The following is a 26,858-nucleotide window of genomic DNA, read 5'->3' as shown; positions in this document are numbered from 1 at the left end:
CACCATCCCAGCCGCCCGTCGAGCGCGGAAACATCTCATACCAGGCACCGAAGCGAGCCAGCGGCCGATCCACCCACGCCAGCTGCTGACACCCCCCGGTGAGCAGCTCACGCAGCGGGTAGCGGCCGATTAGCTCGGCGACCTCGTCCGACAACGCCGGCGCCGACCGAACCAACGGGTCGCCGGGGTCGCGTAACGCCGCGGCGGCGACCGACAGCGGCCGCCGGGCGCCGGGCGGTATCCCGGCCGCGGCACGGTCGAACAGATCAGCGCCGATCAGCAGATCATTGGACAAGTCGGCTTCACCCTGGCCGACGTCGAGCTTCGCCACCACCGCGTCGCGCCAGCTGCGGATCGGATCGGTCCAGCCGTCGACCCGAAACGACCACAACCCGACCCGGTCCGGGACGAACTGACCGTGAAAGACGTACGGCTGCGCACCGGCCGTCATCGCGACCAGCCGTGGTTCGGTTCGCGGGCATCCGGCACGCCGCTGCGGGGCGTCGTGGTCCAGCCCAGCCGCACCCGGGGATGCCGGATAGTCGCGGCCGAGATAGCTCACCACCAAGGTCGCCGCGACCGCATCGTGTCCGTCGCGCCACACGGTGGCCTCGACCGGCACCACCTCTCCCACCACGGCCTTGGCGGGGTATCTGCCGCAGGACACAACCGGCGTAACGCCATCGACCTCGATTCGGCCCGGCACCCACCACTCCGTTCGTCGGCTGCGTTTCCGACAAGGGGGGTACCCGCAGCGCCGGGAAGCTACCCGCGCGGCAACCCCAGCAACCGCTCAGCGGCCAGGGTCAGCAGAATCTGTTCGGTGCCACCGGCGATCGACAGGCAGCGGGTGTTGAGGAAGTCGTGCACCGGGCGCCCGGCCACGGCACCGGCCCCGTCGGTCACCTCCATCCGGTACTCGGCCAGGTCCTGGCGGTAGCGCACCCCGATCAGCTTGCGGACCGAGGACTCCGAGCCGGGATCCTGACCACCGACGGCGAGCTGGGCAATACGTTGGTCCAGCAGCGAGCCCGCCTGGGCGGCGATGATCAGCCGAGCCAGCCGGTCGGCGGTGGCGGTGTCCGGTTCCCGATCGTCCTGCCCACCGAACAGGGCGTTCAGCAGTTCCTCCATCGGGTTGCCCAGCGCGGTGCCGCCGGCGATCGCGATCCGCTCGTTGGCCAGCGTGGTGCGGGCCAGCCGCCAGCCGTCATTGACGTTGCCGACCACCATCTCGTCGGGCACGAACACGTCGTCGAGGAAGACCTCGTTGAACAGCGCATCACCGGTGATCTCGCGCAGCGGCCGGATGTCGATGCCCTCGGCGCTCATGTCGAGCAGGAAATAGGTGATTCCCTTGTGTTTCGGCGCGTCGGCGTCGGTGCGGGCCAGACAGATGCCCCACTGCGAGTCGTCCGCCCGCGAGGTCCACACCTTCTGCCCGGTCAGTCGCCAGCCGCCGTCGACCTTGACCGCCTTGGTGCGCAGCGCGGCCAGGTCCGAGCCGGCGCCCGGCTCGGAGAACAGCTGGCACCAGAAGATCTCACCGGTCAGGGTGGCCGGGATGAACCGCTCGATCTGCTCGGCGGTGCCGTGCTCGAGGATGGTGGGCGCCGCCCACCAGCCGATCACCAGGTCCGGGCGAGCGACACCGGCCGCGGCGAGCTCCTGGTCGATCACCAACTGCTCGGCCGGGCCGGCGGCGCGCCCGTAGGGCGCCGGCCAGTGCGGGGCCAGCAGACCCGATTCGGCCAGCGCCACCTGGCGCTGCTCGTCGGGTAGCGCAGCGATTCGGGCCGCTGCCGCGGCGATCTCAGGCCGGATGTCGCTCGCCGTGTCGTGCCGGTCGAGGTCGACCTCCAGCCGGCGGCGCACCCCGGCCCGGGTCAGCGCGGTGGTACGGCGCAGCCAGCGCTCCTGTCCGCCCAACGCCTGACCGATGCCGTAGGCCCGGCGCAGGTACAAGTGGGCGTCGTGTTCCCAGGTGATGCCGATGCCGCCGAGCACCTGGATGCAGTCCTTGGCGTTGGCCTTGGCGGCATCGATGCAGATCGCGGCGGCTACCGCGGCCGCGATCGCGAACTGCTGCTCATCGGAGTCCGAGGCGGCGCGAACCGCGTCGGCGGCCGCCACCGCCGCCTGTTCAGCACGGCACAGCATCTCGGCGCACAAGTGCTTGACGGCCTGGAAGCTGCCGATCGGCTTGCCGAACTGCTCGCGGACCTTCGCATAGGCGACGGCGGTGTCCAGTGCCCAGCGAGCGACACCGGCCGCCTCGGCGGACAGCACCGTGACCGCCAGATTCTCCACGCGACCGCCCGCCTCGAGCAGTACCGCCGGCGCGGCCGACAACGTCGCCTTCGCCAGCGGCCGGGAGAAGTCGGTCGCGACCAGCGGCTCGACATCGGCCCCGTCGGCGCGGGCGTCCACCAGCACCCAGTCCTGCCCGGTCGGCAACACCAGCAGCGCGTCGGCGGTCGCTCCCAGCACCCGCTCGGCGGTGCCGGAGACCTTCCCGGTCGCGGCATCGAAGTGCAGGTCGGCGTCGATCGCAACCGCCGCCACCCGCTCACCGCCCGCCAGGGCTTCGGTCAGCTGGGGGTCGGCGACCACCAGGGTGGCCAGCGCGGTGGTCGCCACCGGACCTGGAACCAGTGCCTTGGCGGCCTCGTCGACCATCGCGCACAGGTCTTCCAGCCGGCCGCCGGCGCCCCCGCACTCCTCGGGGACGGCCACCCCGAACAGGCCCAACTCGGCCAGCCGGGCGAAAACCGGTTTCCAGGCGTCAGTTTCGCCGAGTTCCACGGCGCGAATCGCCTCCGCGGTGCCCGCAGCGGCGGCCCAGTCACGGACCAGCTCGCGGGCGGCAAGCTGGTCGGCGGCACTGGTCTCCGTGGTATTCGCTGACACGCTGGGCTCCTCGGGGTCATGACGGTCTGGAACTTCCGTGGTGAGAAGACCACCACGCTCACTAGAACGTGTTCTAATAGTGCCAGCGTCCAAACGTCAAGTCGAACCATTGTGGCAGGACATGTCACGTCCCGCCGGGGTTGGGAGTGCGAGATTCAGCTACGCCGTGCGTATCGTTACTGGCGAGTAGGCCAACTGAAGGAGCTGCCCCTCTCATGTCGTCACCAGCCGACAGCAAGCCAGGTCGCGGAGCGAGCACCCAGCCCCGCGAGGTCACCAGCGTGGCCGTGCTGACCGAGTCCGATCTCGGTTCCGAGGCGCAGCGGGAACGGCGCAAACGCATCCTGGACGCCACGTTGGCGATCGCCTCCAAGGGCGGCTACGACGCGGTGCAGATGCGGGCGGTCGCCGACCGGGCCGACGTCGCGGTGGGCACCCTCTACCGGTATTTCCCCTCGAAGGTCCACCTGCTGGTCTCGGCGATGGGCCGGGAGATCGCGCGCGTCGAGACCCGACCCGACCCCGCCGCCTATGCCGAAACCACCCGGCATCAGCGCCTCAACCTCGTGGTCAACAAACTCAACCGCGCCATGCAGCGCAATCCGCTGCTCACCGAAGCCATGACCCGGGCGTACGTCTTCGCCGACGCATCGGCCGCCGGTGAGGTCGATCACGTCCAGAAGCTGATCGACTCGATGTTCGCCGGGGCGATGAGCGACGGCGAGCCGACCGAGGAGCAGTACCACATCTCCCGGGTCATCTCCGATGTGTGGTTGTCCAACCTGCTCGCCTGGCTGACCCGGCGGGCGTCGGCGACCGACTTCACCACGCGACTGGACTTGGCGGTGCGGCTGCTGATCGGCGACGACGACAGCCCCAAGGTCTGACCCACCCGCCGATGCGCCTCAAGCCCGGCCGTCCCGACCTCGGCAGGTACGCGCACCGGTTCACCGTCGCGCCGGCCGCACCGGACGCACCGTTGTGGGCGACCTGGCTGGGAGTGTCGACACTGCTGATCGACGACGGATCCTCGACGCTGCTGACCGACGGTTATTTCTCCCGGCCCGGCCTGGCGCGGGTGCAGTTCGGCAAGGTGGCCCCCGTACCGGCCCGCGTCGACGGCTGCCTGGCCCGCGCCGGGGTGCAGGGCCTGGCCGCGGTCATCGCGGTACACACGCACATCGACCACGTGCTGGATTCGGCGTTGGTCGCCGAACGCACCGGTGCGGTGCTGGTCGGCGGTGAGTCGGCGGCCAACGTGGGTCGCGGTCACGGCCTGGCCGAGGACCGGCTCGTCGTCGCGGCGCCCGGTCAGCCGATCACGCTGGGTTCCTACGAGGTCACATTGGTCGAGTCGGAGCATTGCCCCCCGGACCGCTTCCCGGGACCGATCACCGCCCCGGTCACTCCTCCGGTGCGGGTGACGGCCTACCGGTGCGGAGAGGCCTGGTCGGCCGTCGTGCGTCACCGTCCGTCGGGCCGGCGACTGCTGATCATCGGCAGCGCCGGGTTCGTTCCGGGCGCGCTGGCCGGGCACCGCGCCGAGGTGGTGTACCTGGGCGTGGGCCAGCTCGGTCTGCAGCCCCGCCAGTATCTCGTTGACTACTGGTCGGAGACGGTGCGCGCGGTCGGCGCGAAGACGGTGGTGTTGACCCACTGGGACGATTTCTTCCGACCACTGTCAAAGCCGTTGCGCGCCTTGCCGTATGCCGGCGACGATCTCGATTTCTCAATGCGGGTCCTCACCGAGCTGGCTGAGGCCGACGGCGTCGCGCTGCACCTCCCCACGGTGTGGCGGCGCGAAGACCCGTGGCGCTGAATTCGATACTGGCCCTGCTGCTGCTCGCCGTGGTGCTGGGGTTCGCGGTGGCCCGTCCGCGGGGCTGGCCGGAATTGTTCGCGGCGGTGCCGGCCGCGGCCATCCTGGTTGCGACCGGTGCGATCTCGGTGCATGACGCGGTAGCCGAAGCCGCCACTCTGCTGCCTGTCGTCGCGTTCCTGGGTGCGGTGCTGGTGCTGGCACAACTCTGCGACGACGAGGGGTTGTTCGAGGCCGCGGGGGCGGCGATGGCCCGCGCCGATGTCGGGCCGCCGCAGCACCTGTTGCGCCGGGTCTTCGTCATCGCGTCCTGCCTGACCGCGGCATTGAGCCTGGACGCGACGGTGCTGCTGCTGACCCCGGTGGTGTTGACGATGGCCCGGCGCCGCGGCGCGCCGATGCGTCCCCACACCTATGCGACCGCGCACCTGGCCAATAGCGCCTCACTGCTGCTACCGGTGTCCAACCTGACCAACCTGCTGGCCTTCCATGCGACCGGGCTGTCGTTCGCGAGGTTCACCGCGCTGATGGCGGCGCCGTGGCTCGCCGCGACGGCGGTGATCTACTTGATCTTCAGGTGGTTCTTCCGCGCCGATCTGCGGGCGACGCCGGTGCACCTGCGGGCCGGCCCGCCGCCACCGGTTCCGCTGTTCGCACTCGTGGTGCTGGGCCTGACGCTGGCCGGGTTCCTGGTCGCCGAGACGTTCGGCGTAGCGCCGGCGTGGGCGGCGGTGGCCGGCGCCACCGTGCTGGCCGGACGCGGGCTGGCGCTGCGGCGCAGTACCCCCGCCGGCATCCTGCGGGCGGCCAACGTGGGCTTTCTGGTGTTCGTCCTGGCCCTCGGTGTGGTGGTGCGCGCCGTCGTGGACAACGGTCTGGGCGATCGGATGAGTGCGCTGCTGCCGGCGGGCTCCGGGCTGGCTGCGCTGCTGGGCGTGGCAGCGGTGGCCGCGGTGCTGGCCAACCTGGTCAACAACCTGCCCGCCACGCTGGTGCTGGCGCCGCTGGTGGCACCCGCCGGCCCGGTGGCCGTACTGGCGGTACTGATCGGGGTCAACATCGGTCCCAACCTGACCTATGCCGGCTCACTTTCGAACCTGTTGTGGCGGCGAGTGCTGCGCCGGTACGGCGTGCCGGCCGGTGTCGGCGAGTACACCCGGTTGGGGTTGTGCACGGTTCCGGTGAGTCTGCTGGCCGCGGTGCTGGCACTGTGGGCCGGTGCGCGGCTGGTGGGCGTCTAACCGCCGTCTAACCGGTCGCCGGCGGCAGCGGTATGCCGCACTCGGCCAGCACCTCGCGTGCCCGCGACGGGTAGTCGGTGATGAATCCGTCGACCCCGGCGGCGATCTGTTCGCGCATCGCGTCGGCATCGTTGACAGTCCACGGAACCACCCTCAGCCCGGCGGCATGGGCGCGCTCGACGAAGGCCCGGTCGACGATGCGGTGCTCCGGGGATACCACCTCGGCACCGATTGCAACGGCGCCGGCGATCGGGTCCGGTCCCCGGTCCCACAGCGCGACAAGCGGAATGGCCGGCTCGGCGGCGCGCACCAGCGACAGGGTGCGCCAGTCGAAGCTCTGGATCTCGACGGCGTCGAGCTTGCCGCCGGCCCGTACCGTCGCCAGGATCACCGTCACGATCTGGCGCTGGTTGTCGCCATCGACCTTGGTCTCGATGTTGTAGCGCACGTCGGCGTGTCCGGCCAGCGCGAACACCTCCGGCAGTGTCGCGATCACGTTGCCGCGCACCACTTCTGCCTCGGGGAACTCCGGCAGCGGTTGGCCACAGTCCAGGGTGCGCAGCTGCGCCAGTGAGAGGTCGGCCACCCGCTTGCCGACGTACGGGTAGTCGGGGTCCGCGGCGACCAGCGGGCCGGTGTCGGCGCACTTGGCGGGCTCGATCACCCGATCGTGCCAGACCAGCGGCTGGGCATCCCGGGTCAGCACGATATCCAATTCCAGCGTGGTGACCCCTGCTCGAATCGACTTGGCGAACGCGCGCAGCGACCCCTCGGTGGTCTCGCCGCGGCCGCCGCGATGCGCCTGCAGATCAAAACCTGCCGACTGCGCCGCAACCGGAGAGCCGGCAAACACCGCGACCACCGCCATCACCGCGATCGCAGCGCGGCGGATCACCGTCGCTGGCGGGCGATCTCGGCCAGTACCACCCCGGCGGCCACCGACGCGTTGAGCGACTCGGTGGGACCGGCCATCGGAATCGACACGATCGCATCGCAGTTCTGCCGGACCAGCCGGGACAAGCCCTTGCCCTCGGAGCCGACGACCAGGACCATCGGCCCGGTCCCGTCCAACTCGTCGACCACGGTGTCGCCGCCGGCGTCCAGACCGACCACCTGCAGGCCGCGACCGGCCCATCCCTTGAGGGTTTGCGTCAAGTTGGGTGCGCGGCCCACCGGGATACGAGCTGCCGCACCGGCACTGGTCCGCCAGGCCACCGCCGTGACCGACGCGGACCGGCGCTGCGGGATGAGCACGCCGTGGCCACCGAATGCCGCCACCGACCGCACGATGGCGCCGAGGTTACGCGGATCGGAGATGTTGTCCAACGCGACCAGCAGCGCGGGCGCGACATCCGCCCGCGCCGCGGCCAGCAAGTCGTCGGGGTGGGCGTAGTCGTACGGCGGAACCTGCAATGCGATGCCCTGGTGCAGACCGTTGGTCGTCATCTTGTCCAGGTCTGACCGCGGGACCTCCAGGATCGGCAGCCCGGAATCGGCTGCCCGGGTTACCGATTCGGTGAAGCGCTCGTCTGCTTCAGCGCCGAGTGCGACATAGAGCGCGGTGGCCGGGATACCGGCCCGCAGGCATTCCAGCACCGGGTTGCGGCCCAGCACGGTTTCGTTCTCGTCGGTGCGCTTCGCGGTCCGATAGGCGCGCTGTTTGGCGGCGCGCTTGGCGGCCTTGGCGGCCGGGTGGTACTCGCGCAGGTGCGCCGGTGGCGTGGCGCCGCGGCCCTCGAGCCCGCGACGACGCTGTCCCCCGGAACCGACGGTCGGGCCCTTCTTGGTGCCGGGCTTGCGCACCGCACCCTTGCGCTTGGAGTTGCCGGCCATCTAGCCCGCCCCGTCGAGCAGCAGCGACCACTGCGGGCCGTCGCCGGTGTCGGTGACGTCGATGCCGGCGTCTTTGAGCCGGCCGCGGATCTCGTCGGCCAGCTGCCAATCCCGTTCAGTGCGGGCGGTTTCCCGGCGTTGCAGTTCGGCACGCACCAGCACGTCCACCGCTGCCAGCGCCGCGGAGGTCTCGTCGCGCGATTCCCAGCGTTCGTCGAGCGGGTCGCAGCCCAGCACGTCCATCATCGCGCGGATCTCGCCGGCGGACGCGAGCGCGCCGTCGTGATCGCCGGCGTCGAGGGCCCGGTTGCCCTCCGCACGGGCCCGGTGTACCTCGGCCAGCGCGATCGGCACCGAGAGATCGTCGTCGAGCGCGGCGGCGAACCGTGGCGTCCAGGCGCCGACGGCCACCGCGCCCACCCGGCTGCGCACCCGGTGCAGGAAGTCCTCGATGCCGACGTAGGCGTTGACGGCGTCCTGCAGGGCGTTCTCGGAGAACTCCAGCATCGAGCGGTAGTGCGCGCTGCCCAGGTAGTAGCGCAGTTCGGCGGGCCGAACCCGTTGCAGCACCGCAGACATCGACAATACGTTGCCCAGCGACTTGCTCATCTTCTCGCCACCGAGCGTGACCCAGCCGTTGTGCAGCCAATAGTTGGCGAACCCGTCACCGGCGGCACGACTCTGGGCGATTTCGTTCTCGTGGTGCGGGAAGACGAGATCCATGCCCCCGCAATGGATGTCGAACTCGGGACCGAGGTAGGTCCGGGCCATCGCCGAGCACTCCAGGTGCCAGCCGGGGCGACCCGGGCCCCACGGCGTCGGCCAGCTGGGTTCGCCGGGCTTGGCGCCCTTCCACAGCGTGAAGTCGCGCGGATCACGTTTGCCGGTGGCCGCACCCTCACCCTGGTGCACGTCGTCGATCTTGTGACCGGACAGTTGGCCGTATTCGGGATAGCTGAGCACGTCGAAATAGACGTCGCCGTCGCCGGGATAGGCGTGCCTCGAGTCGATCAGCCGCTCGATCAGCTCGACCATCTGGGTGATGTGCCCGGTGGCGCGCGGCTCGACCGAGGGCGGCAGCACACCGAGCGCGTCGTAGGCGGCAGTGAAGGCCCGCTCGTGGGTGGCGGCCCACTCCCACCAGGGCCGACCGGCCGCGGCGGCCTTGGTGAGGATCTTGTCGTCGATGTCGGTCACGTTGCGAACGAAGGCGACGTCGTAGCCTCGGGCGGTCAGCCACCGGCGCAGCACATCGAACGCGACTCCGCTGCGGACGTGGCCGATGTGCGGCGGCGCTTGAACGGTTGCGCCGCACAGGTAGATCGACACCTGACCGGGCCGCAGCGGCACAAAGTCACGCACGGCGCCGGTTGCCGTGTCGTGCAGTCGCAGGCTGGGGCGATCGGTCACGACGGGCCAGCTTACCGGGCCGGTGGCGGGCTACCCGAGCGACCGCCTCTACCAGGTATTTCCCAGAAACGGACACTCATGACCGCATCGGTGGACAGGTGGTTACGGGTGGCATATATTGCGGCAGTGAGTAAACGTCTGGTGGCAGTCTCCGGTGCGCTCCTGGCTGCGGCCACAATCGCGGGCACCGGGGTGGCGTACGCCGATGATCCGTCGCTGACCGCCGAGCAGCAGGCGGTAATGCAAGAAGCCCAGGCCGAGCAGCAGCGGGAGCAGGTTGAGCACCAGGCCGACCAGGCCACCACGGCGGGTGCCACGACCGCCGGCGCCGGCGGGATGGGCGCCTCTATCGGCAGCTCGATGGCGATGATGGGCCCGATGATGGCGATGTACGCGCCCATGATGCTCGCGCCGATGCTGATGTCGGGTCTGACCAGTCTCGCCGGGGGAGCTCCGGCCACCGGCGCGGAGGCCGCTTCGGCCGCGGCTACGGATTTCGCCGGTTCGGCCGCGGCCACCGACGCCTGGGGCCTGGCGGCTCCGGTTGCCAGTGACCTGGCCAATCTCGACCTGACCCTCGACCCTGACTTGCTGACGGGTACGTTCACGGACGCCGGTGCCATGCTGGGCGCCGACGTTGCCGACGCTACGGCCGATGCCGCCGGCCAGGCGGCCGCCGACTTGGCCGGCCAGGCCGCGGCCGACACCGCGGGCGACCTTGCCGCCAGCCTGGGTGGCGAGCTGCCGGGAATCGCCGCCGAAACCGGCGTGAACGTCGGTGGCGAGATCGCCTGCGGCATCATCGGCGGCATCTTCGGCGTCTGCTGAAACCCGTCTGCGCGTTATTTAGCCCGGCACCACCAGCGCGGTAGCGACCGCCGCCAGCCCCTCGCCCCGGCCGGTCAGCCCGAGCCCGTCGGTGGTGGTCGCCGAGACCGACACCGGTGCACCCAGCAGTTCCGACAGCAGTTGTTGCGCCTCGGCGCGCCGCGGCCCCACTTTCGGCCGGTTCCCGATGACCTGCACCGCGGCATTACCGACCGTGAATCCGCTGCCGTCGAGCAGGTTGCGCACGTGGCCGAGCATCACAGCCCCGGTTACCCCTGCCCAGCGTGGCTCGTCGACGCCGAAAACCGCGCCCAGGTCCCCCAGCCCTGCCGCCGACAGCAGCGCGTCGCACAGCGCGTGTACGGCCACATCGCCGTCGGAGTGCCCGGCGCAGCCGTCGGCGTCGGCAAAGAGCAACCCCAGCAGCCAGCAAGGCCGCCCCGGCTCGATCGGATGCACATCGGTGGCCAGCCCGACCCGCGGCAGCCCGCTCACCGGTTCAGCACCGCCTCGGCGAGCACCGCGTCCAATGCGGTGGTGATCTTGAAGGCCAGCGGATCACCGTCGACGGTCTGGACCTGGCCGCCGATGTGCTCGACCATCGAAGCGTCGTCGGTGAACTGGGTGCCCGCGCCAGCCCGTTGATAGGCGCGCAACAGCAGGTCCGCGGCGAATCCCTGCGGTGTCTGCACCGCCCGCAGGCCGGCCCGCTCCGGGGTTCCCAGCACCACCCCGTTGGCGTCGACCGCCTTGATGGTGTCGGGCACCGGCAGCGCGGGAACCACCGCCCGGTGGCCGCCGTGCAGCGCCTCGACCACCCGGACCACCAGGGCCACCGGGGTCAACGGTCGTGCGGCATCGTGGACCAATACGAAGTCGGGATCGCCGGCACTGGCCAGCGCCAGCCGAACCGAATCGACGCGGTTCTCGCCGCCGGCGACGATGGTCGCCTTACTGCCCAGGATCAGCTTGGCCTCGTCGGTGCGATCCGGCGGGACCGCGACCACCACCTGATCGACGACGCCGGATTCCCGCAAGACCGCCACGGTGCGCTCGACCAGAGTCTGCCCGCCGAGCAGAAAAAACCCCTTGGGGATGCCGGCGCCGAGCCGAACACCCGAACCCGCGGCCGGAACCACGGCAACTGTGCTTGCCACCGATACTCCGGTGGTCAGGAGGCCGCGGCCAGCACCTCGTCGAGGATGGTCTCCGCCTTGGCGTCGTCGGTGTTCTCGGCCAGCGCCAGCTCACCGACCAGGATCTGACGTGCCTTGGCCAGCATCCGCTTCTCACCGGCGGACAGACCGCGCTCCTGGTCGCGACGCCACAGATCGCGAACGACTTCAGCTACCTTGTGAACGTCGCCGGAGGCGAGTTTTTCCAGGTTGGCCTTGTAACGGCGCGACCAGTTGGTCGGCTCCTCGGTGTGCGGGGCGCGCAGTACCTGGAAGACCTTGTCGAGGCCCTCCTGCCCGACCACGTCGCGCACGCCGACATATTCTGCATTCTCAGCGGGAACTCGAACGGTGAGGTCGCCCTGCGCCACCTTCAGGACCAAATATTCCTTCTGCTCGCCTTTGATGGTCCGGGTTTCAATCGCCTCGATTAACGCTGCACCGTGGTGTGGATATACGACGGTGTCTCCGACCTTAAAGATCATCTGATTTGAGCCCCTTTCGCTACCCCATGCTAACACGTCGCTCAGACACCGGACGATCAACGGTGCAGGTCAGGGGCAATCGCAGCACCCGGCGGGGGCTTGACAGCAAGATCAAACCATGCATGACGTGGGCCACGACGGGCCGGTTCGGGGCGCTCGATCACGCCCCGGGGTATCCGCTGAGCCGAGCCCCAACCCTGAACTACCGCCGCTATCGGCGTGCTACTACAGTGCATAGTCACAAACCGCCGCGCCGAGCAGGAGGCCTCAAGTGAACCGGTTCAACAGGGTCGTCACCGCGTTGGCCGTCGCCGCGGCACTCGCCGGGTGCGGCACCGGGCAGATCTCCCAGTCCGCCGACCAGGCGCCGGCGGTCAACGGCTCCTCGGCCACCGTCGGGGATCTGGCACTGCGCGACGTGCGCATCCAAGCGGTGCAGACCGGTGACACGCTCGAGGCCGGCCAGACGGTCGACCTGGTGTTCGTCGCCACCAACCAGTCGACGGACACCGGCGAGGAGCTCACCGGGATCAACAGCTCGGTCGGCAAGGTGTCGGTGATCGGCAGCAGGTCGGTCCCCGCCGGCGGCGTCCTGGTGGTCAGCGCCCCGGCCGGTCCGGATCTGCCCACGGCGCCCGCCTCCAAGGCACTGTCGGAGGTCAGCAACGCCGGCACCGCAGCGGCCACGGTGACACTCGACAAGGCGATCTCCAACGGACTGACCTACGACTTCACGTTCGACTTCAAGAACGCGGGCCCGGTCCGCCTGGCCGTGCCGATCTCGGCCGGCGTGCTGTTGCACCACTGACCCACCGCGTCGCCGCCGCTGGCTGTCGGACCCAGCGGATACCGTCAGCGGGTGGCCAGAACCTCCAAGGCGCGTTCGCTGTATCGCTGTTCAGAGTGCGGGAACACCTGCGCGAAATGGTTGGGCCGCTGCCCCGAATGCGGTAGCTGGGGCGGCATCGACCCGGTGGCGGAGTCGACGGCGCCGCCGAACGGCCTGAAACCGGCCGCACCGGCCCGGCCCGCGGTCCCGATCAGCTCCATCGCACCCGGTAGCGCACGCCACCAACAGACCGGTGTGGCCGAACTCGACCGGGTGCTCGGCGGCGGGGTGGTCTCCGGCTCGGTCACATTGCTGGCCGGTGACCCCGGCGTCGGCAAGTCCACGCTGCTGCTCGAGGTCGCCCACCGCTGGGCGCTCACGGGGCGGCGGGCACTGTACGTCTCCGGCGAGGAATCCGGCGGACAGATCCGGTTGCGTGCCGAACGCACCGGCTGCAGTCACGACGAGATCTACCTGGCCGCCGAGTCAGACCTGCAGACCGTGCTGGGCCACATCGAGGCGGTCCGGCCGACGCTGGTGGTGGTCGATTCGGTGCAGACCATCGCCGCCGCCGACACCGACGGGGTGGCCGGCGGGGTCACCCAGGTGCGTGCCGTCACGGCCGCACTGACCGCGGCCGCCAAAGCCGGTGACGTGGCGCTGATCCTGGTCGGTCACGTGACCAAGGACGGGGCGATCGCCGGCCCGCGTTCACTGGAACACCTCGTCGACGTGGTGCTGCACTTCGACGGCGACCGCAACTCGGCGCTACGGATGGTGCGGGCCGTGAAGAACCGCTTCGGAGCCACCGACGAAGTGGGCTGTTTTCTGCTGCGAGACAGCGGCATCGAAGGGGTCACCGACCCGTCCGGGCTATTTCTGGAACAGCGCAGCGAACCGGTGCCCGGCACCGCGATCACCGTCGCGCTGGACGGCAAGCGGCCGTTGATCGGCGAGGTGCAGGCGCTGCTGGCGAACCCGGCCGGCGGATCGCCGCGCCGGGCGGTCAGCGGCATCGACCACGCCCGCGCCGCCATGATCACCGCGGTGCTCGACAAACACGCGAAGCTGCCGGTCGGGGCGGCCGACATCTACCTGTCCACGGTCGGCGGTATGCGACTGACCGACCCGTCCACGGATCTGGCCGTCGCCATCGCGCTGGCGTCGGCCTACGCGGGGCTGCCGCTGCCGGGGACCACGGTGGTGGTCGGTGAGGTGGGCCTGGCCGGCGACCTGCGCCCGATCAGCGGGATGGACCGCCGGCTGGCCGAGGCGGCCCGGCTGGGGTTCACCATCGCGCTGACACCTCCCGGCGCCCCGGCCACCGTGGGCGGGCTGCGCACAGTGGCGGCGGCCAACATCGTTGCGGCGCTTCACCACCTGGTCGACATCGCCGACCGGGGTGCGAGCCGGCCGGCACCGCCACGGTTGCTTCGGCCCTGACGCCCGACGGCGCGATCTAGTTGCCCGGTGGCGCTTCCGGCATCGGGAGGTGTTCGACCGGCGGTGGCGGGGCGTCCGGTGCGGGTTCGGTCAGCATGAACGGCACCGTCGCGGACCGCAGATTGCCCAGTTGGACCACCAGGTTGTAGGTGCCCGGACCGATCGGCTGTCGCGGCAGCGGACATTGCGGCGCCGAACCCATTCCGGTCCAGGTCACTGTGGTCGTCACCTGCTCACCGGGATCGAAGGTCTTGACCAGGGTCTCGTTCGACGGCGCGCAGTCCAGGTTCGACCACAGTCGCTGGTTGTCCAGCGAGTAGACGTAGGCGGCCAGCACCGCCGCCCCCACGTCCCGCTTGCAGGCGACCAGCCCGATGTTGGTGACCACCATGGTGAACTGCGGCTGCTCACCCAGCGTGTACTGCGGCCCGGTGATGCCCTTGACGGCCAGCGTCGAGTCGGGGCAGTCGTCGCCCTCCTTGAGCACCGGCGGCGGGAGCACCGCCGCGGTCGGGGTCGGCGCCGGCGGGGGCGCCTCCTCGGCGGGCGGCACCACGGGTGTCTTGACCTCTTCGGCGGGCGCGCCCGGTGGCTTGGCGTGCTGCGTAGCGGTCGTCTTCTTCCCGTCGGCGTTCTCGGCGCCCGCGCTGCTGTTCACGACAGCGAAGACGATGGCCGCCACCACCGCGATCACCGCGACCGCGATGCCCAGCGCCAGTCCCCGGCGTCGCCAGTAGATCTGCGAAGGCAGCGGACCCTGCGGTTCTAAATCGAGCACGTTCTCACGGTAGGACGAGCTCACCGCGAGTTGTCCGACCCTTCACGGCGTGTCGTTGCCGCATTGTGACCTCGCCCGAGTATTCGGGCCCCGCCGGTGGCCCGCCCGACCGAGATGTCCCCGGCTGAGCTACGACTCTTCGCCGATGTCGCCGAGGTGCTCGCGGGCCTGCACCCGCCCGTCGGCCAGGTGGTAGGTGGCGCCCACGATCGCCAGCGTCCCGGCCTCGACCTGCTCGGCGATGACGGTCGACCGGGTCGCTAGTTGCCGCACGGTCTCGTTGACGTGGAAGGTCTCAAACTCATCGATGCTGCGCAGGCCTTCGCGCCGGCCGACCAGGATCGACGAGGCCACCCGTTCGGCGATATCACGCAGGTAGCCGCCTGGTACGGCACCGTCGTCGAGAGCGGCCAGCGCGGCCTTGACCGCCCCGCAGCTGTCGTGGCCCAGCACCACGATCAGCGGCACGTCGAGCACCGCCACCCCGAACTCGATCGAACCCAGCACCGCTGCATCGATCACATGGCCGGCGGTGCGGACCACGAACATGTCACCGAGGCCCTGATCGAAGATGATTTCGGCCGCGACCCGGCTGTCACCGCAACCGAACACCACCGCGGTCGGCTTCTGGCCGTCGGCCAGCGCAGCGCGGCGCGCGACGTCCTGGCTGGGATGGAGGGGTTCGCCGGCGACGAAGCGCTCGTTACCCTCCTTGAGTGCCTTCCACGCGGATATCGGGTTCGAGTTCGGCATACCCGACATTGTGCACGGTCGGCCGATGAGCATCGACGCCGGCGACCTGCTGGGCTGGTTCGACAACGCCGAACGCGATCTGCCGTGGCGGGCGGCCGGTGTGACGCCGTGGCAGATCCTGGTCAGCGAGTTCATGTTGCAGCAGACCCCGGTGGCGCGGGTGCTGCCGCTCTGGACAGACTGGGTCGCCCGCTGGCCGACGCCGTCGGCGACAGCCGCCGCAACCCCCGCTGATGTGTTGCGGGCCTGGGGAAAGCTGGGCTATCCGCGCCGGGCCAAACGGCTCCATGAATGCGCGACGGTGATCGCTCGTGACTTCGCCGACGTGGTACCCGACGATGTCGAGACCTTGGAGCAACTGCCCGGGATCGGCAGCTACACCGCGCGGGCGGTGGCCTGTTTCGCCTACCGCAAACCGGTCCCGGTGGTCGACACCAACGTGCGTCGGGTGGTGGCCAGGGCCGTGCACGGACGTGCCGATGCGGCCGGCCCGTCGGCGAAGCGTGACCACGCCGATGTCACCGCGCTGCTGCCCGATTCCGCTCGGGCAGCCCGGTTCTCGGCGGCCCTGATGGAACTGGGGGCCATTGTGTGCACGGCCCGCAGCCCGCGCTGCGACAGCTGTCCGCTGCGCGAGCGCTGCCGCTGGCGGCTGGCCGGCTCACCGTCCGCCGACGGCCCGAGGCGACCCGCCCAACGCTATGCCGGCACTGATCGGCAGGTGCGTGGACGCCTGCTGGATGTGTTGCGGGACAAGGAGTTTTCGGTAACGCGTGCCGAAATCGACGTGGCGTGGCCGATGGATGCGGTGCAGCGCGAACGCGCGCTGGCCTCACTGCTGGACGACGGCCTGGTGGAACAGCTCGCCGACGGCCGCTTTGCGCTGCCCGGTCAGGACAGAAACGACTCGACGGCCTCGCGGTAGGCCTGCGGCGCATCATCGTGCACCAGGTGCCCGGCGTCCGGGACGTGCAGATAGCTGCTCTGGGCGGCGATGCGGTGCATCTCACGCATCTGTCCGGCGGGTGTCACCGAGTTGCCGGCTTCGATCAACAAGGTCGGGCAGCGCACCTCCCGCCACTGCTCCCAGTAGTCGCGGGTGCCCCACTCGGCGGCGATCTGCACCCACCGCTCGGGCCGGCCGTGCAGCCGCCAGCCGGTCTCGGTGCGGTCGAAGGCCTCCAGAAAATACCGCCCGGCGATCTCACCGAACTCGTCGATCACCTGCTCGGCACGGGTGTATTCGACCGGCAGGGCATGCACCCACGGTTCCCACGGCCCGGTGGTGCGGCCCCGGAAGTCCGGCGCCATGTCTTCGACCACCAGCGCCGAGATCAGCTCGGGCCGGCTGGCCGCCAGGCACCAGCCGTGCAGCGCGCCCATCGAGTGGCCGACCAGGCGGACCGGGCAGGGCAGTTGCTCGACCGCGGAGGCGAGGTCGGAAACGAACCGTTCGGTGGCGATCGGGTGCGGGTCGGCGACATCGCGGCCGCGATGCCACGGCGCGTCGTAGGTGTAAACCGCCCCGAACCGGGTGAGCCAGGGCAGTTGCCGCGACCAGGTGCTGCCACGACCCATCAGGCCGTGCACCAGGACCAGCGGGGCACCGTGTCCGCCGCGATAGGCCAGCAGCTCGCTCGACGCGGTGTCCACCCGGGGCACGGTAGCCTAGGCCACATGTCCGTGGTCAAGATCAATGCAATCGAGGTGCCCGCCGACGCCGGCCCCGAGCTGGAGAACCGGTTCGCCAACCGCGCGCATGCGGTGGAGAACCAGCCCGGTTTCCTCGGCTTCCAGCTGCTGCGCCCGGTCAAGGGTGAGGACCGCTACTTCGTGGTGACGCACTGGGAGTCCGACGAGGCCTTCCAGGCGTGGGCGCAGGGCCCCGCCGTCGAAGCCCATGCCGGACAGCGGGCCAAGCCGGTGGCGACCGGTGCGTCGTTGCTGGAGTTCGAGGTCGTGCTGGACGTGGCCGGAACCGCCACCCAGGCCTAGCTCGGTGCGGCGCCGACTGGCGGCATGCACGACCGCCGTGGCCCTGGCGAGCCTGGCCGCCGGCTGCGCCCCCTCGCCTGCCTCACCGGCCGACACCGGTGAGGTGGTGATCTCCACCAAGACGCCGCCGGGTCTGCGCGCCAAGCAGACCATGGACATGCTCAACTCCGACTGGCCGATCGGCCCGATCGGAGTGGCCACCCTGGCCGCACCGGACAAGGTCGATCAGGTGGTCACCACCATGGAGTCGCTGTGGTGGGACCGGCCGTTTCAGCTGGACAGCGTCGACATTCGCGCCGGCGCGGCCACCCTGCACCTGACCACCTCCTATGGTGCCCGCCAGGACATCCGGATCCGCACCGACGACAACGGGATGGTGGATCTGTTCAAACCGACCACCGAGGCACCCACGATCCGCTCCTGGGGTGACGTCGACGCGGTGCTGAGCCGGACCGGCGCACGCTACTCCTACCAGGCGTCGCGCATCGAGGACGGCGCCTGCAAACCGGTGGCCGGCACCAATGCCCGGCAGTCGCTGCCGCTGGCATCGATCTTCAAGCTGTATGTGCTGCTGGCCGTCGCCAACGAGGTGAAGGCCGGCCGGGTGTCCTGGGACGACCCGCTGATCATCACCGGCCGGGCGAAGGTGGTCGGCTCGTCCGGTCTGGAGGAGCTGCCCGACGGCGCGCACGTATCGGTGCGCAAGGCCGCCGCGAAGATGATCGCCACCAGCGACAACATGGCGACCGACTTGCTGATCGACCACGTGGGAACCCATGCCGTCGAGCGGGCGCTGGTCGCAGCCGGCCACCACGACCCTGCCAGCATGACGCCGTTTCCCACCATGTACGAGTTGTTCTCGGTGGGCTGGGGCAAACCCGACCTGCGCGAGCAGTGGCAGCACGGCTCCCCCCAGGAGCGGGCAAAGCTGTTACAGCAGGCCAACTCTCGCCCCTACGAGCCGGACCCGATCCGCGCGCACGTTCCGGCGTCGGCCTACGGCGCGGAGTGGTACGGCAGCGCCGAGGACATCTGCCGGGTGCATGTGGCGCTGCAGGCCGGTGCGGTGGGCGAGGCGGCACCGGTCCGCGAGATCCTGTCCGCGGTCCGCGGCATCGACCTGCCCCGCGCCGAGTGGCCCTACATCGGCGCGAAAGCCGGCGGCCTGCCCGGCGACCTGACCTTCAGCTGGTACGCCGTGGACAAGAGCGGCCAGCCGTGGGTGCTCAGCTTCCAGCTCAACTGGCCGCGTGATCACGGCAAGAGCGTCGGCAGCTGGATGCTGCAGGTCGCCAAGCAGGCATTCGGACTCCTGCCGGTGCGCCACTAGGCCGCGAAACTGAATCTGGCGACGTGACCCGCTGGCTGGGTCGACGTCGCCAGATTCCTTCTCGCCGGGACTACTCCGCGGTCGGTGCGCCCGCCTGAGCCAGGTCGGCCGGCTCCTCCGTCGGCTTCTGGCTACCGACGAAGGTGAACACCGCGTTCTCGGTCGCGCCCTCGCCGTCCCAGTTGTCGACGTCGACGGTGACCAGCTGGCCGGGGCCGATCTCCTCGAACAGGATCTTCTCCGACAGCTGGTCCTCGATCTCGCGCTGGATGGTGCGCCGCAGCGGACGCGCGCCCAGCACCGGGTCGAAGCCGCGCTTGGCCAGCAGTGACTTGGCCTTGTCGGACATCGCGATGTCCATGTCCTTGGCCTTGAGCTGCTTGGCCACCCGACCGATCATCAAGTCGACCATCTGGATGATCTCTTCCCTGCTGAGCTGGTGGAAGACGATGATGTCGTCGATGCGGTTGAGGAACTCCGGGCGGAAGTGCTTCTTGAGCTCGTCGTTGACCTTCAGCTTCATCCGCTCGTAGTTGTTCTCCCCGCCGCCCTGGGTGAACCCGAGGCCGACAGCCTTGGAGATGTCGGACGTGCCCAGGTTGGAGGTGAAGATCAGCACGCAGTTCTTGAAGTCCACCGTGCGTCCCTGGCCGTCGGTGAGCCGACCGTCCTCGAGAACCTGCAACAGCGAGTTGTAGATCTCCTGGTGCGCCTTCTCGATCTCGTCGAACAGCACCACCGAGAACGGCTTGCGCCGCACCTTCTCGGTCAGCTGGCCGCCCTCCTCGTAGCCGACGTAGCCCGGAGGGGCCCCGAACAGCCGCGACGCGGTGAAGCGGTCGTGGAACTCGCCCATGTCGATCTGGATGAGCGCGTCGTCGTCGCCGAACAGGAACTCCGCCAGCGCCTTGGACAGCTCGGTCTTACCGACACCGGACGGGCCGGCGAAGATGAACGAGCCGGACGGCCGCTTGGGGTCTTTCAACCCGGCGCGGGTACGGCGGATCGCCTTCGAGACCGCGTTGACGGCATCCTTCTGCCCGATGATCCGCTTGTGCAGCTCGTCTTCCATCCGCAGCAGACGGGTGGTCTCGGCCTCGGTCAGCTTGAACACCGGGATGCCGGTCCAGTTGCCCAGCACCTCGGCGATCTGCTCGTCATCGACCTCGGCCACGACGTCGAGATCCCCGGCACGCCACTGCTTCTCGCGTTCCGCGCGCTGCGCGACCAGCTGCTTCTCGCGGTCCCGCAGGCTGGCGGCCTTCTCGAAGTCCTGCGCGTCGATCGCGGACTCCTTCTCCCGGCGCGCGTCGGCGATCTTCTCGTCGAACTCACGCAGGTCCGGCGGCGCGGTCATCCGGCGGATCCGCATCCGCGCACCGGCCTCGTCGATCAGGTCGATCGCCTTGTCCGGCAGGAACCGGTCGTTGATGTAGCGGTCGGCCAGGGTGGCTGCCGCCACAATCGCCGAGTCGCTGATCGAGACCCGGTGGTGGGCCTCGTAGCGGTCCCGCAGGCCCTTGAGGATCTCGATGGTGTGCTCCACCGTGGGCTCACCGACCTGCACCGGCTGGAACCGGCGCTCCAGTGCCGCGTCCTTCTCGATGTACTTGCGGTACTCGTCGAGGGTCGTGGCGCCGATGGTCTGCAGTTCACCGCGAGCCAGCTTCGGCTTGAGGATCGAGGCCGCATCGATCGCGCCCTCGGCCGCACCGGCACCCACCAGGGTGTGCAGCTCGTCGATGAACAAGATGATGTCGCCGCGGGTGTTGATCTCCTTGAGCACCTTCTTCAGGCGCTCCTCGAAGTCCCCGCGGTAACGGCTGCCGGCCACCAGCGAACCCAGGTCCAGGGTGTAGAGCTGCTTGTCCTTCAGCGTCTCGGGGACCTCGCCGGCCACGATCGCCTGCGCCAGGCCCTCGACCACAGCGGTCTTGCCGACGCCGGGCTCACCGATCAGCACCGGGTTGTTCTTGGTACGCCGGGACAGCACCTGCATGACCCGCTCGATTTCCTTCTCCCGGCCGATCACCGGGTCGAGCTTGCCCTCCATGGCCGCGGCGGTCAGGTTGCGGCCGAACTGGTCGAGCACCAGCGACGTGGACGGCGAGCCGGATTCCCCGCCGCGGCCACCGGTGCCGGCCTCGGCGGTCTCCTTGCCCTGGTAGCCGCTGAGCAACTGGATGACCTGCTGGCGCACCCGGGTCAGGTCGGCGCCCAACTTGACCAGCACCTGTGCCGCAACGCCCTCGCCCTCGCGGATCAGGCCCAGCAGGATGTGCTCGGTGCCGATGTAGTTGTGGCCGAGCTGCAACGCCTCACGCAGGCTCAGCTCGAGCACCTTCTTGGCGCGCGGGGTGAACGGGATGTGTCCGGACGGCGCCTGCTGGCCCTGCCCGATGATCTCCTCGACCTGGCTGCGCACCCCCTCCAGGGAGATGCCCAGCGACTCCAGCGACTTGGCGGCCACGCCCTCACCCTCGTGGATCAAGCCCAGCAGGATGTGCTCGGTCCCGATGTAGTTGTGGTTGAGCATCCGCGCCTCTTCCTGCGCGAGGACGACAACCCTGCGGGCCCGGTCGGTAAATCTTTCGAACATCGGCGTTTACCTGCTCTCCCTCACCATCGGTACTTGGTCGGCCTCGGCTCGGCTGCGCGTACCTGCCGTCCACTGTAGTGGGCGGCCGAGCGCGCTGTGACCTGCCGGGCAATGCGTACCGATATCGACCACTTGCGGATGCCAGACCCCGAAAGGCCTGGCACCTGATGCAAGGGGGCAACGCTGTGACCCCCGAATCCGTTCCGCCGGGTCACCGGGTTCGCCAGCAGCGAAACCCGAATCCGCCGGGGTCAGGTGGCGGCTCTAAGTGGCGGCGTGGAATGCGTCGATGATGTCGGCCGGGATACGGCCGCGGGTCGACACGTTGTGGCCGTTGCGGCGAGCCCATTCGCGGATCGCGGCGCTTTGTTCACGGTCGATCGCTCCGCGGCGGCCGGCTCCGGCCCGTCCGCGCCGCCGACCGCCGACCCGACGGCCCGCGTCCGCCCACTTCTTCAAGTCGCCGCGCAGTTTCGTGGCATTCTTACTTGAAAGGTCGATCTCATAGGTCACCCCGTCCAGCCCGAATTCGACTGTTTCGTCGGCGGCACCCTCACCATCGAAATCATCGATCAAGGTGACGGTCACTTTTTTCGCCATCGGTACCCCTAAGTTAGCTTTCCTGCGCGCAAACTGTGCGCAAAGCCGTAATCGACCTCGCGGACCAATGTGCCATAAAAATACGGCCGCTTCAACACAACAGGTGTCGTCAGGAGTTCAGTTGCCGTGGCGCCGAACAATCGGGAACAAAACGGTCTCTCTAATTGACAGGCCCGTCAAGACCATCAGCAGGCGGTCGATGCCCATTCCGGTGCCGGTGCAGGGTGGCATCGCGTGTTCCATCGCCACCAGGAAGTCCTCGTCCAACGCCATCGCCTCGTCGTCGCCGGCCGCCGCGGCCCGCGCCTGGTCCTCAAAACGCGCGCGCTGCACCACCGGGTCGATGAGTTCGGAGTAGCCGGTGGCCAGTTCGACCCCGCGCATGTAGAGATCCCACTTCTCGGTGACGCCATCGATGCTGCGGTGCTGGCGGGTGAGCGGAGTCGTCTCGACCGGGAAGTCCCGCACGAACGTGGGCGCACTCAGCGCATTGCCGACGGCGTGTTCCCACAATTCCTCGACCAGCTTGCCGTGCCCGTAGCCGCGGTCGGTGGGAATCTCGACACCGAGTCGGTCGGCCACCGCCCACAGCCGATCCGCCGAGGTCGCCGGGGTGATCTCCTCGCCGATCGCGTCCGACAGCGACGGATACATCTCGACCGTCGCCCATTCGCCGTCAATGTCGTAGATGCTGCCGTCGGGCAGTGGTAGTCGGCGGGTTCCGATCACCTCGTCGGCGACCTCTTGAATAATCTCCCGCGTGGCCACGGCCGAGTCATCGTAGGTGCCATAGGCCTGGTAGGTCTCCAGCATCGAGAATTCAGGCGAATGCGTAGAATCGGCGCCTTCGTTTCGGAACACCCGATTGAGTTCGAAGACCCGCTCGAAGCCGCCGACAACGCAGCGTTTCAGGAAAAGCTCAGGAGCGATTCGCAGGTAGAGGTCGACGTCGAGTGCGTTCGAATGCGTGACGAACGGCCGGGCCGCCGCCCCACCGGCCAATGTCTGCAACATCGGCGTTTCGACTTCGAGGAATCCGCGACGCTCCAGTGCGTTGCGCAGCGCGCGAATCACCGCGATTCGCTGGCGAGCCACGATCCGCGCCTCCGGGCGGAGGATCAGGTCGACGTAGCGCCGCCGGACCCGCGACTCCTCGCTCATCTCCTTGTGCGCGACCGGCAGCGGGCGCAGCGATTTCGACGCCATCTGCCATGAGTCGGCCAGCACCGACAGCTCGCCGCGGCGGGAACTGATCACCTCGCCGTGCACGTAGACGATGTCGCCGAGGTCGACATCGACCTTCCAGGACTCCAACAGCTGTTCGCCGACGCTGGCCAGGCTGACCATCACCTGCAACTGGGTACCGTCACCCTCCTGCAGGGTGGCGAAACACAGCTTCCCGGAGTTGCGGGCGAAGACCACCCGTCCGGCCACGCCGACGACGTCGCCGGTGGCGGTGTCGGCGGCGAGGTCGGGGTAGCCGGCCCGGATCTGGGCGAGCGAGTGGGTGCGGCCCACCGCCACCGGGTAGGGATCGCGCCCCTGGGCCAGCAACCGCGCGCGCTTGTCACGGCGAATCCGGAACTGCTCGGGAAGATCGGGGTCCTCGGTGTGCGACAGACCTGGGGTGTGGGGGGTATCGGCGGAGCTCACGACGTGCCAGCTTAATCAACCGGCGGGCACTCAGCGCGCCGGCCGCAGCCTGCCCCGCTGACTGTCGCGGTTGCGCTCGAACACCAAGCGCAAACCGTCCAGGGTGAGATTGGCGTCGTAGTGATCGACCGTCTCCAGGTCGGCGAGCAACAGCGGGGCGGTGTGCCCGGTCGCCACCACCGTGGTGTCGGCCAAGCCCGGCGTATCGTCGCGGACCCGGCGAACCAACCCGTCGACCAGCCCGGCGAAGCCGAACACGGCGCCGGCCTGCATGCATTCGACGGTGTTCTTGCCGATCACCGAGCGGGGCCGGGTGAGCTCGACCCGACGCAACCCCGCAGAGCGGGCCGCGGCGGCATCCGAGGAGATCTGGACACCGGGGGCTATCGCGCCCCCCAGGAATTCGCCTTTGGCCGACACCACGTCGACGCAGATCGACGAACCGAAGTCGACGATGATCGCCGCCTTGTTGAACTTGTGGAAGGCGGCCAGGCAGTTGACGATCCGGTCGGCACCGACCTCTTTGGGATTGTCGACCAACAGCGGGATCCCGGTACGCACACCCGGCTCGATCAGCACCGACGGCACCGAGGGCCAGTACTGATCGAGCATCACTCGCACTTCGTGCAGCACCGACGGCACGGTGGACAGTGCGGCCGCCCCGGTGAGCTGTTCACCGTCGTCCCCGATCAGTCCGTCCAGGGTCAGCGCCAGCTCGTCGGCGGTGATCTCCGCCTCGGTGCGAATCCGCCACTGCTGCACGACGTTTCCGTGCTCACCCGAACCGGTCAGCAGACCGATCACGGTGTGGGTGTTTCGGACGTCGATCGCCAGCAGCACAGCTATCCCACGCTTCTCGGTGAGAGCAGGTCGGCCACGTCATCCGGCACGAAGGCAGGGTCGTCACCCAGATCCACCTGCTTGTTGTCGGAGTCGACGAACACGATCCGCGGCCGATACCGGCGGGCCTCGGCGTCCTCCATCGTGCCGTAGGCGATCAGGATCACCAGATCGCCCGGGTGCACCAGATGCGCTGCGGCACCGTTGATCCCGATGATGCCGGTCCCCCGCTCCCCGGTGATGGCGTAGGTGACCAGTCGAGCGCCGTTGTCGATGTCGACGATGGTCACCTGCTCGCCCTCGAGCAGGTCGGCGGCATCCATCAGATCGGCATCGATGGTCACCGATCCGACGTAGTGCAGGTCGGCGTGGGTGACCGTGGCACGGTGAATCTTCGACTTGAGCATCGTCCGAAACATCAATTCCTCCGGGTTGGGGCGGTTGATACGGAACATCCATCCGAACCGACCGACGTGTCGTCGGTGGGAAATCCGAGCGTTATGGCGGCGTTGTCGATCAATCGGGTCGCCCCGAGCCGACCGGCGATCAGCAGCCGTGCCGGCCCTTCGGCCGGCGCCGGACCGAGGCCGACGCCGCGCACCTGCAGGTAGTCGACCTCGACCGCCGGGACCGCGGCGAGCACCGCGCCCGCGGCGTCGAGCACCGCGGTCGCCCCGGCCGATGCGGCCCGCTCGCCGGCGGCCAGCGCCGCCGACAAGGCCGCCGCGGCCTCGCGCTGCAGCGGGTCGAGGTAGCGGTTGCGCGACGACAGCGCCAGGCCGTCGGGTTCACGCACCGTGGGCACACCCACCACGGTCACGTCGAGATTGAGGTCGTCGACCATCTGGCGCACCAGCACCAGCTGCTGGTAGTCCTTCTCGCCGAAGAAGGCCCGGTCGGGGCGCACGATCGACAGCAATTTGCCCACCACCGTGAGCATTCCGGCGAAGTGCGTCGGGCGCGCGGCGCCTTCGAGCTCGGATCCCAGCGGGCCCGGGTGCACGGCGGTGCGCGGCCCGGCGGGATACATCGCAGCGGCGGTCGGAGTGAAGGCCAGCTCGACCCCCGCGGCGCGTAAAAGGGCCAGGTCGTCGTCCAGGGTGCGCGGGTAGGCGTCGAGGTCCTCGCCGGCGCCGAACTGCAGCGGGTTGACGAAGATCGACACCACCACAACGGCACCGGGCACCTTGCGCGCGGCGCGCACCAGCGCCAGGTGGCCGTCGTGCAGGGCACCCATGGTCGGCACCAGCATCACCCGGCGGCCGGTCGAGCGCAGCGCCCGGGTGACGCGGGCGATCTCGTCCGGCCCGGCGTAGACGTTGAGCTCGCCGGCGGTGAAGGTGGGCTGCCCGCCCCGGGCGGCGTTGGTGATCACCGGGCCAGCACCGTCAGCACGTCCTCGGCGGCGCCGGCGCGGTGCGCGGTGCGCAGCGCATTGCTGCGGTAGGCCTCGGCCAGATCGGGATCCACGCCGGACAGTGCTTCCAGGTGGCGGGCCAGGGTCGCCGAGTCGCCGCGGGCCACCGGCCCGGTCAGCGCGGCCCGGCCGTCCCGCAGGGTGTTGGCCAGCGCGGCCCGCACCAACGGCCCCAGCACCCGTTCGGCGACGCCGTCGGGGTCGGCCACCTCGGTGGCGCCCAGGCGGCCGGGCAGCGCCGCCCGCAACGCCGCCAGCGCGTCGTCGATCACGGTGACGACGTGATTGCCGCCGTGACAGAGCGCGGCGTGATAGAGCGTGCGGGCGGTTTCGTCGACCCGGAACGGCTCGGCGCCGATCTCCAGGGTCAGCGACTCGCCGATGGCGTAGCCGATCTCGTCGGCGGCGGTGATGCCGAAACAGCTGTCGGTGAGCCGGTCGATGTCCTCGTCGGCGCCGGTGAACGTCATCGCGGGGTGAATCGCCAGCGGCAGGCAGCCCTGCTCGGTCAGCGGCGTCAGCACGCCGATCCCGATGGCACCGGAGGTGTGCACGACGATGGTGCCCGCGCGCACCGCGCCGGTGGTCGCGAGGCCGGACACGATGTCGGCCAGTTCGGTGTCGGGCACCGCCAGCAGCAGCAATTCGGCATCACCGGCGACGTCGTGGGCCGGACGCACCAAGGTGTCGGGCAGTCGCCGGGCGGCGCGTTGCCGCGAGGCCTCGGAGATGGCGCTGCATGCCACCACGACGTGGTCGGCGCGCTCCAGCGCGACACCCAACGCGGTGCCGACCCGGCCAGCCGAGATGACTCCCACCTTGAGTCGAGCGGGCCGCAGTCCGTCGAACTGCACCATGCAGACGACCTCACAGGTTCTCTTGGTTCGTTCCAGTCCCGCGTTGCGGGTACCGGACGGTCG

General features: G+C 69.5%; 27 protein-coding genes. 9 read left to right on the top strand and 18 right to left on the bottom strand.

Annotation, left to right across the window (positions count from 1 at the left end):
* Both AWC24_RS13820 and AWC24_RS13815 read right to left on the bottom strand, forming a co-directional pair.
* A partial coding sequence (locus AWC24_RS13820; RefSeq protein ID WP_133055725.1) for a maltotransferase domain-containing protein occupies positions 1 to 706 on the bottom strand: 706 nt, incomplete at its 3' end.
* 59 nt (positions 707 to 765) lie between these two features.
* On the bottom strand, positions 766 to 2,910 hold the full coding sequence (locus tag AWC24_RS13815; protein WP_085085724.1) for an acyl-CoA dehydrogenase family protein: 2,145 nt from the start codon (positions 2,908 to 2,910) through the stop codon (positions 766 to 768).
* A gap of 215 nt (positions 2,911 to 3,125) precedes the next feature.
* On the opposite strand from AWC24_RS13815, the gene kstR reads away from it, so the two are divergent.
* The 3 genes from kstR to AWC24_RS13800 are packed head-to-tail and all read left to right on the top strand — an operon-like array spanning position 3,126 to position 5,970.
* Positions 3,126 to 3,797 (top strand): cholesterol catabolism transcriptional regulator KstR, encoded by a 672-nt coding sequence (gene kstR / locus AWC24_RS13810; RefSeq protein ID WP_085085723.1) that lies wholly within the window; start codon positions 3,126 to 3,128, stop codon positions 3,795 to 3,797.
* An 11-nt stretch (positions 3,798 to 3,808) separates the two neighbouring features.
* A complete protein-coding gene (locus AWC24_RS13805) occupies positions 3,809 to 4,729 on the top strand; it encodes an MBL fold metallo-hydrolase (RefSeq protein ID WP_085085721.1) in 921 nt (306 codons plus the stop codon).
* Positions 4,726 to 5,970, top strand: coding sequence for an SLC13 family permease (locus AWC24_RS13800; RefSeq protein ID WP_085085801.1), 1,245 nt, complete (start codon positions 4,726 to 4,728; stop codon positions 5,968 to 5,970). The genes AWC24_RS13805 and AWC24_RS13800 overlap by 4 nt, the downstream gene beginning before the upstream one ends.
* Before the next feature lie 7 nt (positions 5,971 to 5,977).
* Here the strand turns inward: AWC24_RS13800 and AWC24_RS13795 are convergent, their stop codons facing one another.
* The 3 genes from AWC24_RS13795 to cysS are packed head-to-tail and all read right to left on the bottom strand — an operon-like array spanning position 5,978 to position 9,213.
* Positions 5,978 to 6,838, bottom strand: a complete 861-nt coding sequence (locus AWC24_RS13795; RefSeq protein ID WP_109560473.1) for a glycerophosphodiester phosphodiesterase family protein — start codon at positions 6,836 to 6,838, stop codon at positions 5,978 to 5,980.
* Positions 6,839 to 6,861: 23 nt separating this feature from the next.
* Entirely contained in the window at positions 6,862 to 7,803 is a 942-nt protein-coding gene (gene rlmB / locus AWC24_RS13790) for a 23S rRNA (guanosine(2251)-2'-O)-methyltransferase RlmB (protein WP_085085717.1), read from the bottom strand.
* A complete protein-coding gene (gene cysS / locus AWC24_RS13785; RefSeq protein ID WP_085085715.1) occupies positions 7,804 to 9,213 on the bottom strand; it encodes a cysteine--tRNA ligase in 1,410 nt (469 codons plus the stop codon).
* 126 nt (positions 9,214 to 9,339) lie between these two features.
* Here cysS and AWC24_RS13780 point away from each other — a divergent pair, with 126 nt between their 5' ends.
* Positions 9,340 to 10,041 (top strand): hypothetical protein, encoded by a 702-nt coding sequence (locus AWC24_RS13780; RefSeq protein WP_085085713.1) that lies wholly within the window; start codon positions 9,340 to 9,342, stop codon positions 10,039 to 10,041.
* 18 nt (positions 10,042 to 10,059) lie between these two features.
* Here the strand turns inward: AWC24_RS13780 and ispF are convergent, their stop codons facing one another.
* The 3 genes from ispF to carD are packed head-to-tail and all read right to left on the bottom strand — an operon-like array spanning position 10,060 to position 11,701.
* Positions 10,060 to 10,536 carry a 2-C-methyl-D-erythritol 2,4-cyclodiphosphate synthase gene (ispF, locus tag AWC24_RS13775; RefSeq protein ID WP_085085711.1) on the bottom strand — a complete coding sequence of 159 codons (477 nt, stop codon included), beginning with the start codon at positions 10,534 to 10,536 and terminating at the stop codon, positions 10,060 to 10,062.
* Entirely contained in the window at positions 10,533 to 11,198 is a 666-nt protein-coding gene (ispD, locus tag AWC24_RS13770; protein WP_085085709.1) for a 2-C-methyl-D-erythritol 4-phosphate cytidylyltransferase, read from the bottom strand. Before ispD ends, ispF begins: the two co-directional genes overlap by 4 nt.
* A 14-nt stretch (positions 11,199 to 11,212) precedes the next feature.
* On the bottom strand, positions 11,213 to 11,701 hold the full coding sequence (carD, locus tag AWC24_RS13765) for an RNA polymerase-binding transcription factor CarD (RefSeq protein WP_085085707.1): 489 nt from the start codon (positions 11,699 to 11,701) through the stop codon (positions 11,213 to 11,215).
* Positions 11,702 to 11,972: 271 nt separating this feature from the next.
* On the opposite strand from carD, the gene AWC24_RS13760 reads away from it, so the two are divergent.
* Both AWC24_RS13760 and radA read left to right on the top strand, forming a co-directional pair.
* On the top strand, positions 11,973 to 12,509 hold the full coding sequence (locus AWC24_RS13760; protein ID WP_085085705.1) for a copper chaperone PCu(A)C domain-containing protein: 537 nt from the start codon (positions 11,973 to 11,975) through the stop codon (positions 12,507 to 12,509).
* Between the two features lie 51 nt (positions 12,510 to 12,560).
* On the top strand, positions 12,561 to 13,973 hold the full coding sequence (gene radA, locus AWC24_RS13755; RefSeq protein ID WP_085085703.1) for a DNA repair protein RadA: 1,413 nt from the start codon (positions 12,561 to 12,563) through the stop codon (positions 13,971 to 13,973).
* Positions 13,974 to 13,989: 16 nt separating this feature from the next.
* Here the strand turns inward: radA and AWC24_RS13750 are convergent, their stop codons facing one another.
* Complete coding sequence (locus AWC24_RS13750) at positions 13,990 to 14,751, bottom strand: hypothetical protein (protein WP_085085799.1); 762 nt, start codon at positions 14,749 to 14,751, stop codon at positions 13,990 to 13,992.
* 129 nt (positions 14,752 to 14,880) lie between these two features.
* A complete protein-coding gene (locus AWC24_RS13745; protein ID WP_085085701.1) occupies positions 14,881 to 15,504 on the bottom strand; it encodes a carbonic anhydrase in 624 nt (207 codons plus the stop codon).
* Positions 15,505 to 15,529: 25 nt separating this feature from the next.
* Here AWC24_RS13745 and AWC24_RS13740 point away from each other — a divergent pair, with 25 nt between their 5' ends.
* A complete protein-coding gene (locus tag AWC24_RS13740) occupies positions 15,530 to 16,429 on the top strand; it encodes an iron-sulfur binding domain-containing protein (RefSeq protein ID WP_085085699.1) in 900 nt (299 codons plus the stop codon).
* Here the strand turns inward: AWC24_RS13740 and AWC24_RS13735 are convergent.
* Positions 16,396 to 17,157 carry an alpha/beta fold hydrolase gene (locus tag AWC24_RS13735; RefSeq protein ID WP_085085797.1) on the bottom strand — a complete coding sequence of 254 codons (762 nt, stop codon included), beginning with the start codon at positions 17,155 to 17,157 and terminating at the stop codon, positions 16,396 to 16,398. The two genes, AWC24_RS13740 and AWC24_RS13735, sit on opposite strands and share 34 nt — an antisense overlap.
* Positions 17,158 to 17,181: 24 nt before the next feature.
* Between AWC24_RS13735 and mhuD the strand changes: the two genes are divergently transcribed.
* Together mhuD and AWC24_RS13725 are read left to right on the top strand one after the other, a co-directional pair.
* Positions 17,182 to 17,499, top strand: a complete 318-nt coding sequence (gene mhuD / locus AWC24_RS13730) for a mycobilin-forming heme oxygenase MhuD (protein WP_109560454.1) — start codon at positions 17,182 to 17,184, stop codon at positions 17,497 to 17,499.
* Positions 17,405 to 18,829, top strand: coding sequence for a serine hydrolase (locus AWC24_RS13725; protein ID WP_207568326.1), 1,425 nt, complete (start codon positions 17,405 to 17,407; stop codon positions 18,827 to 18,829). The genes mhuD and AWC24_RS13725 overlap by 95 nt, the downstream gene beginning before the upstream one ends.
* 70 nt (positions 18,830 to 18,899) lie before the next feature.
* On the opposite strand, the gene clpC1 is transcribed toward AWC24_RS13725, so the two are convergent.
* The 7 genes from clpC1 to AWC24_RS13690 all read right to left on the bottom strand — a co-directional run bounded on the left by clpC1 (position 18,900) and on the right by AWC24_RS13690 (position 26,795).
* Positions 18,900 to 21,428, bottom strand: coding sequence for an ATP-dependent protease ATP-binding subunit ClpC (clpC1, locus tag AWC24_RS13720; RefSeq protein ID WP_085085695.1), 2,529 nt, complete (start codon positions 21,426 to 21,428; stop codon positions 18,900 to 18,902).
* Between the two features lie 264 nt (positions 21,429 to 21,692).
* Entirely contained in the window at positions 21,693 to 22,028 is a 336-nt protein-coding gene (gene lsr2 / locus AWC24_RS13715; RefSeq protein ID WP_085085693.1) for a histone-like nucleoid-structuring protein Lsr2, read from the bottom strand.
* Positions 22,029 to 22,145: 117 nt separating this feature from the next.
* Positions 22,146 to 23,681 (bottom strand): lysine--tRNA ligase, encoded by a 1,536-nt coding sequence (gene lysS, locus AWC24_RS13710; protein WP_174813655.1) that lies wholly within the window; start codon positions 23,679 to 23,681, stop codon positions 22,146 to 22,148.
* A 30-nt stretch (positions 23,682 to 23,711) separates the two neighbouring features.
* A complete protein-coding gene (locus AWC24_RS13705; protein WP_085085691.1) occupies positions 23,712 to 24,521 on the bottom strand; it encodes a type III pantothenate kinase in 810 nt (269 codons plus the stop codon).
* A gap of 2 nt (positions 24,522 to 24,523) precedes the next feature.
* Positions 24,524 to 24,940 (bottom strand): aspartate 1-decarboxylase, encoded by a 417-nt coding sequence (panD, locus tag AWC24_RS13700; protein WP_085085791.1) that lies wholly within the window; start codon positions 24,938 to 24,940, stop codon positions 24,524 to 24,526.
* Positions 24,940 to 25,896, bottom strand: coding sequence for a pantoate--beta-alanine ligase (gene panC, locus AWC24_RS13695; protein WP_085085689.1), 957 nt, complete (start codon positions 25,894 to 25,896; stop codon positions 24,940 to 24,942). The genes panD and panC overlap by 1 nt, the downstream gene beginning before the upstream one ends.
* The gene (locus AWC24_RS13690; protein ID WP_085085687.1) at positions 25,893 to 26,795 is read right to left on the bottom strand and encodes a Rossmann-like and DUF2520 domain-containing protein; all 903 of its coding nucleotides are present in this window, start codon (positions 26,793 to 26,795) and stop codon (positions 25,893 to 25,895) included. The genes panC and AWC24_RS13690 overlap by 4 nt, the downstream gene beginning before the upstream one ends.
* Positions 26,796 to 26,858: the final 63 nt, after the last annotated feature.

Source organism: Mycolicibacter senuensis, from assembly GCF_002101885.1.
In the GTDB taxonomy this organism is placed as follows: Bacteria; Actinomycetota; Actinomycetes; order Mycobacteriales; family Mycobacteriaceae; genus Mycobacterium; species Mycobacterium senuense.
The sequence above is the reverse complement of the archived record's forward strand: the minus strand, read 5'-3'. Positions and strand labels throughout refer to the sequence as shown.

Coding starts and splice junctions, on each gene's coding strand:
- kstR (WP_085085723.1), top strand. CDS start 3,126: ATGTCGTCACCAGCCGACAGCAAGCCAGGTCGCGGAGCGAGCACCCAG.
- AWC24_RS13805 (WP_085085721.1), top strand. CDS start 3,809: ATGCGCCTCAAGCCCGGCCGTCCCGACCTCGGCAGGTACGCGCACCGG.
- AWC24_RS13795 (WP_109560473.1), bottom strand. CDS start 6,838: ATGGCGGTGGTCGCGGTGTTTGCCGGCTCTCCGGTTGCGGCGCAGTCG.
- rlmB (WP_085085717.1), bottom strand. CDS start 7,803: ATGGCCGGCAACTCCAAGCGCAAGGGTGCGGTGCGCAAGCCCGGCACC.
- carD (WP_085085707.1), bottom strand. CDS start 11,701: ATGATCTTTAAGGTCGGAGACACCGTCGTATATCCACACCACGGTGCA.
- AWC24_RS13745 (WP_085085701.1), bottom strand. CDS start 15,504: ATGCCGAACTCGAACCCGATATCCGCGTGGAAGGCACTCAAGGAGGGT.
- AWC24_RS13740 (WP_085085699.1), top strand. CDS start 15,530: ATGAGCATCGACGCCGGCGACCTGCTGGGCTGGTTCGACAACGCCGAA.
- mhuD (WP_109560454.1), top strand. CDS start 17,182: ATGTCCGTGGTCAAGATCAATGCAATCGAGGTGCCCGCCGACGCCGGC.
- AWC24_RS13725 (WP_207568326.1), top strand. CDS start 17,405: ATGCCGGACAGCGGGCCAAGCCGGTGGCGACCGGTGCGTCGTTGCTGG.
- clpC1 (WP_085085695.1), bottom strand. CDS start 21,428: ATGTTCGAAAGATTTACCGACCGGGCCCGCAGGGTTGTCGTCCTCGCG.
- lsr2 (WP_085085693.1), bottom strand. CDS start 22,028: ATGGCGAAAAAAGTGACCGTCACCTTGATCGATGATTTCGATGGTGAG.
- panD (WP_085085791.1), bottom strand. CDS start 24,940: ATGTTTCGGACGATGCTCAAGTCGAAGATTCACCGTGCCACGGTCACC.
- AWC24_RS13690 (WP_085085687.1), bottom strand. CDS start 26,795: ATGGTGCAGTTCGACGGACTGCGGCCCGCTCGACTCAAGGTGGGAGTC.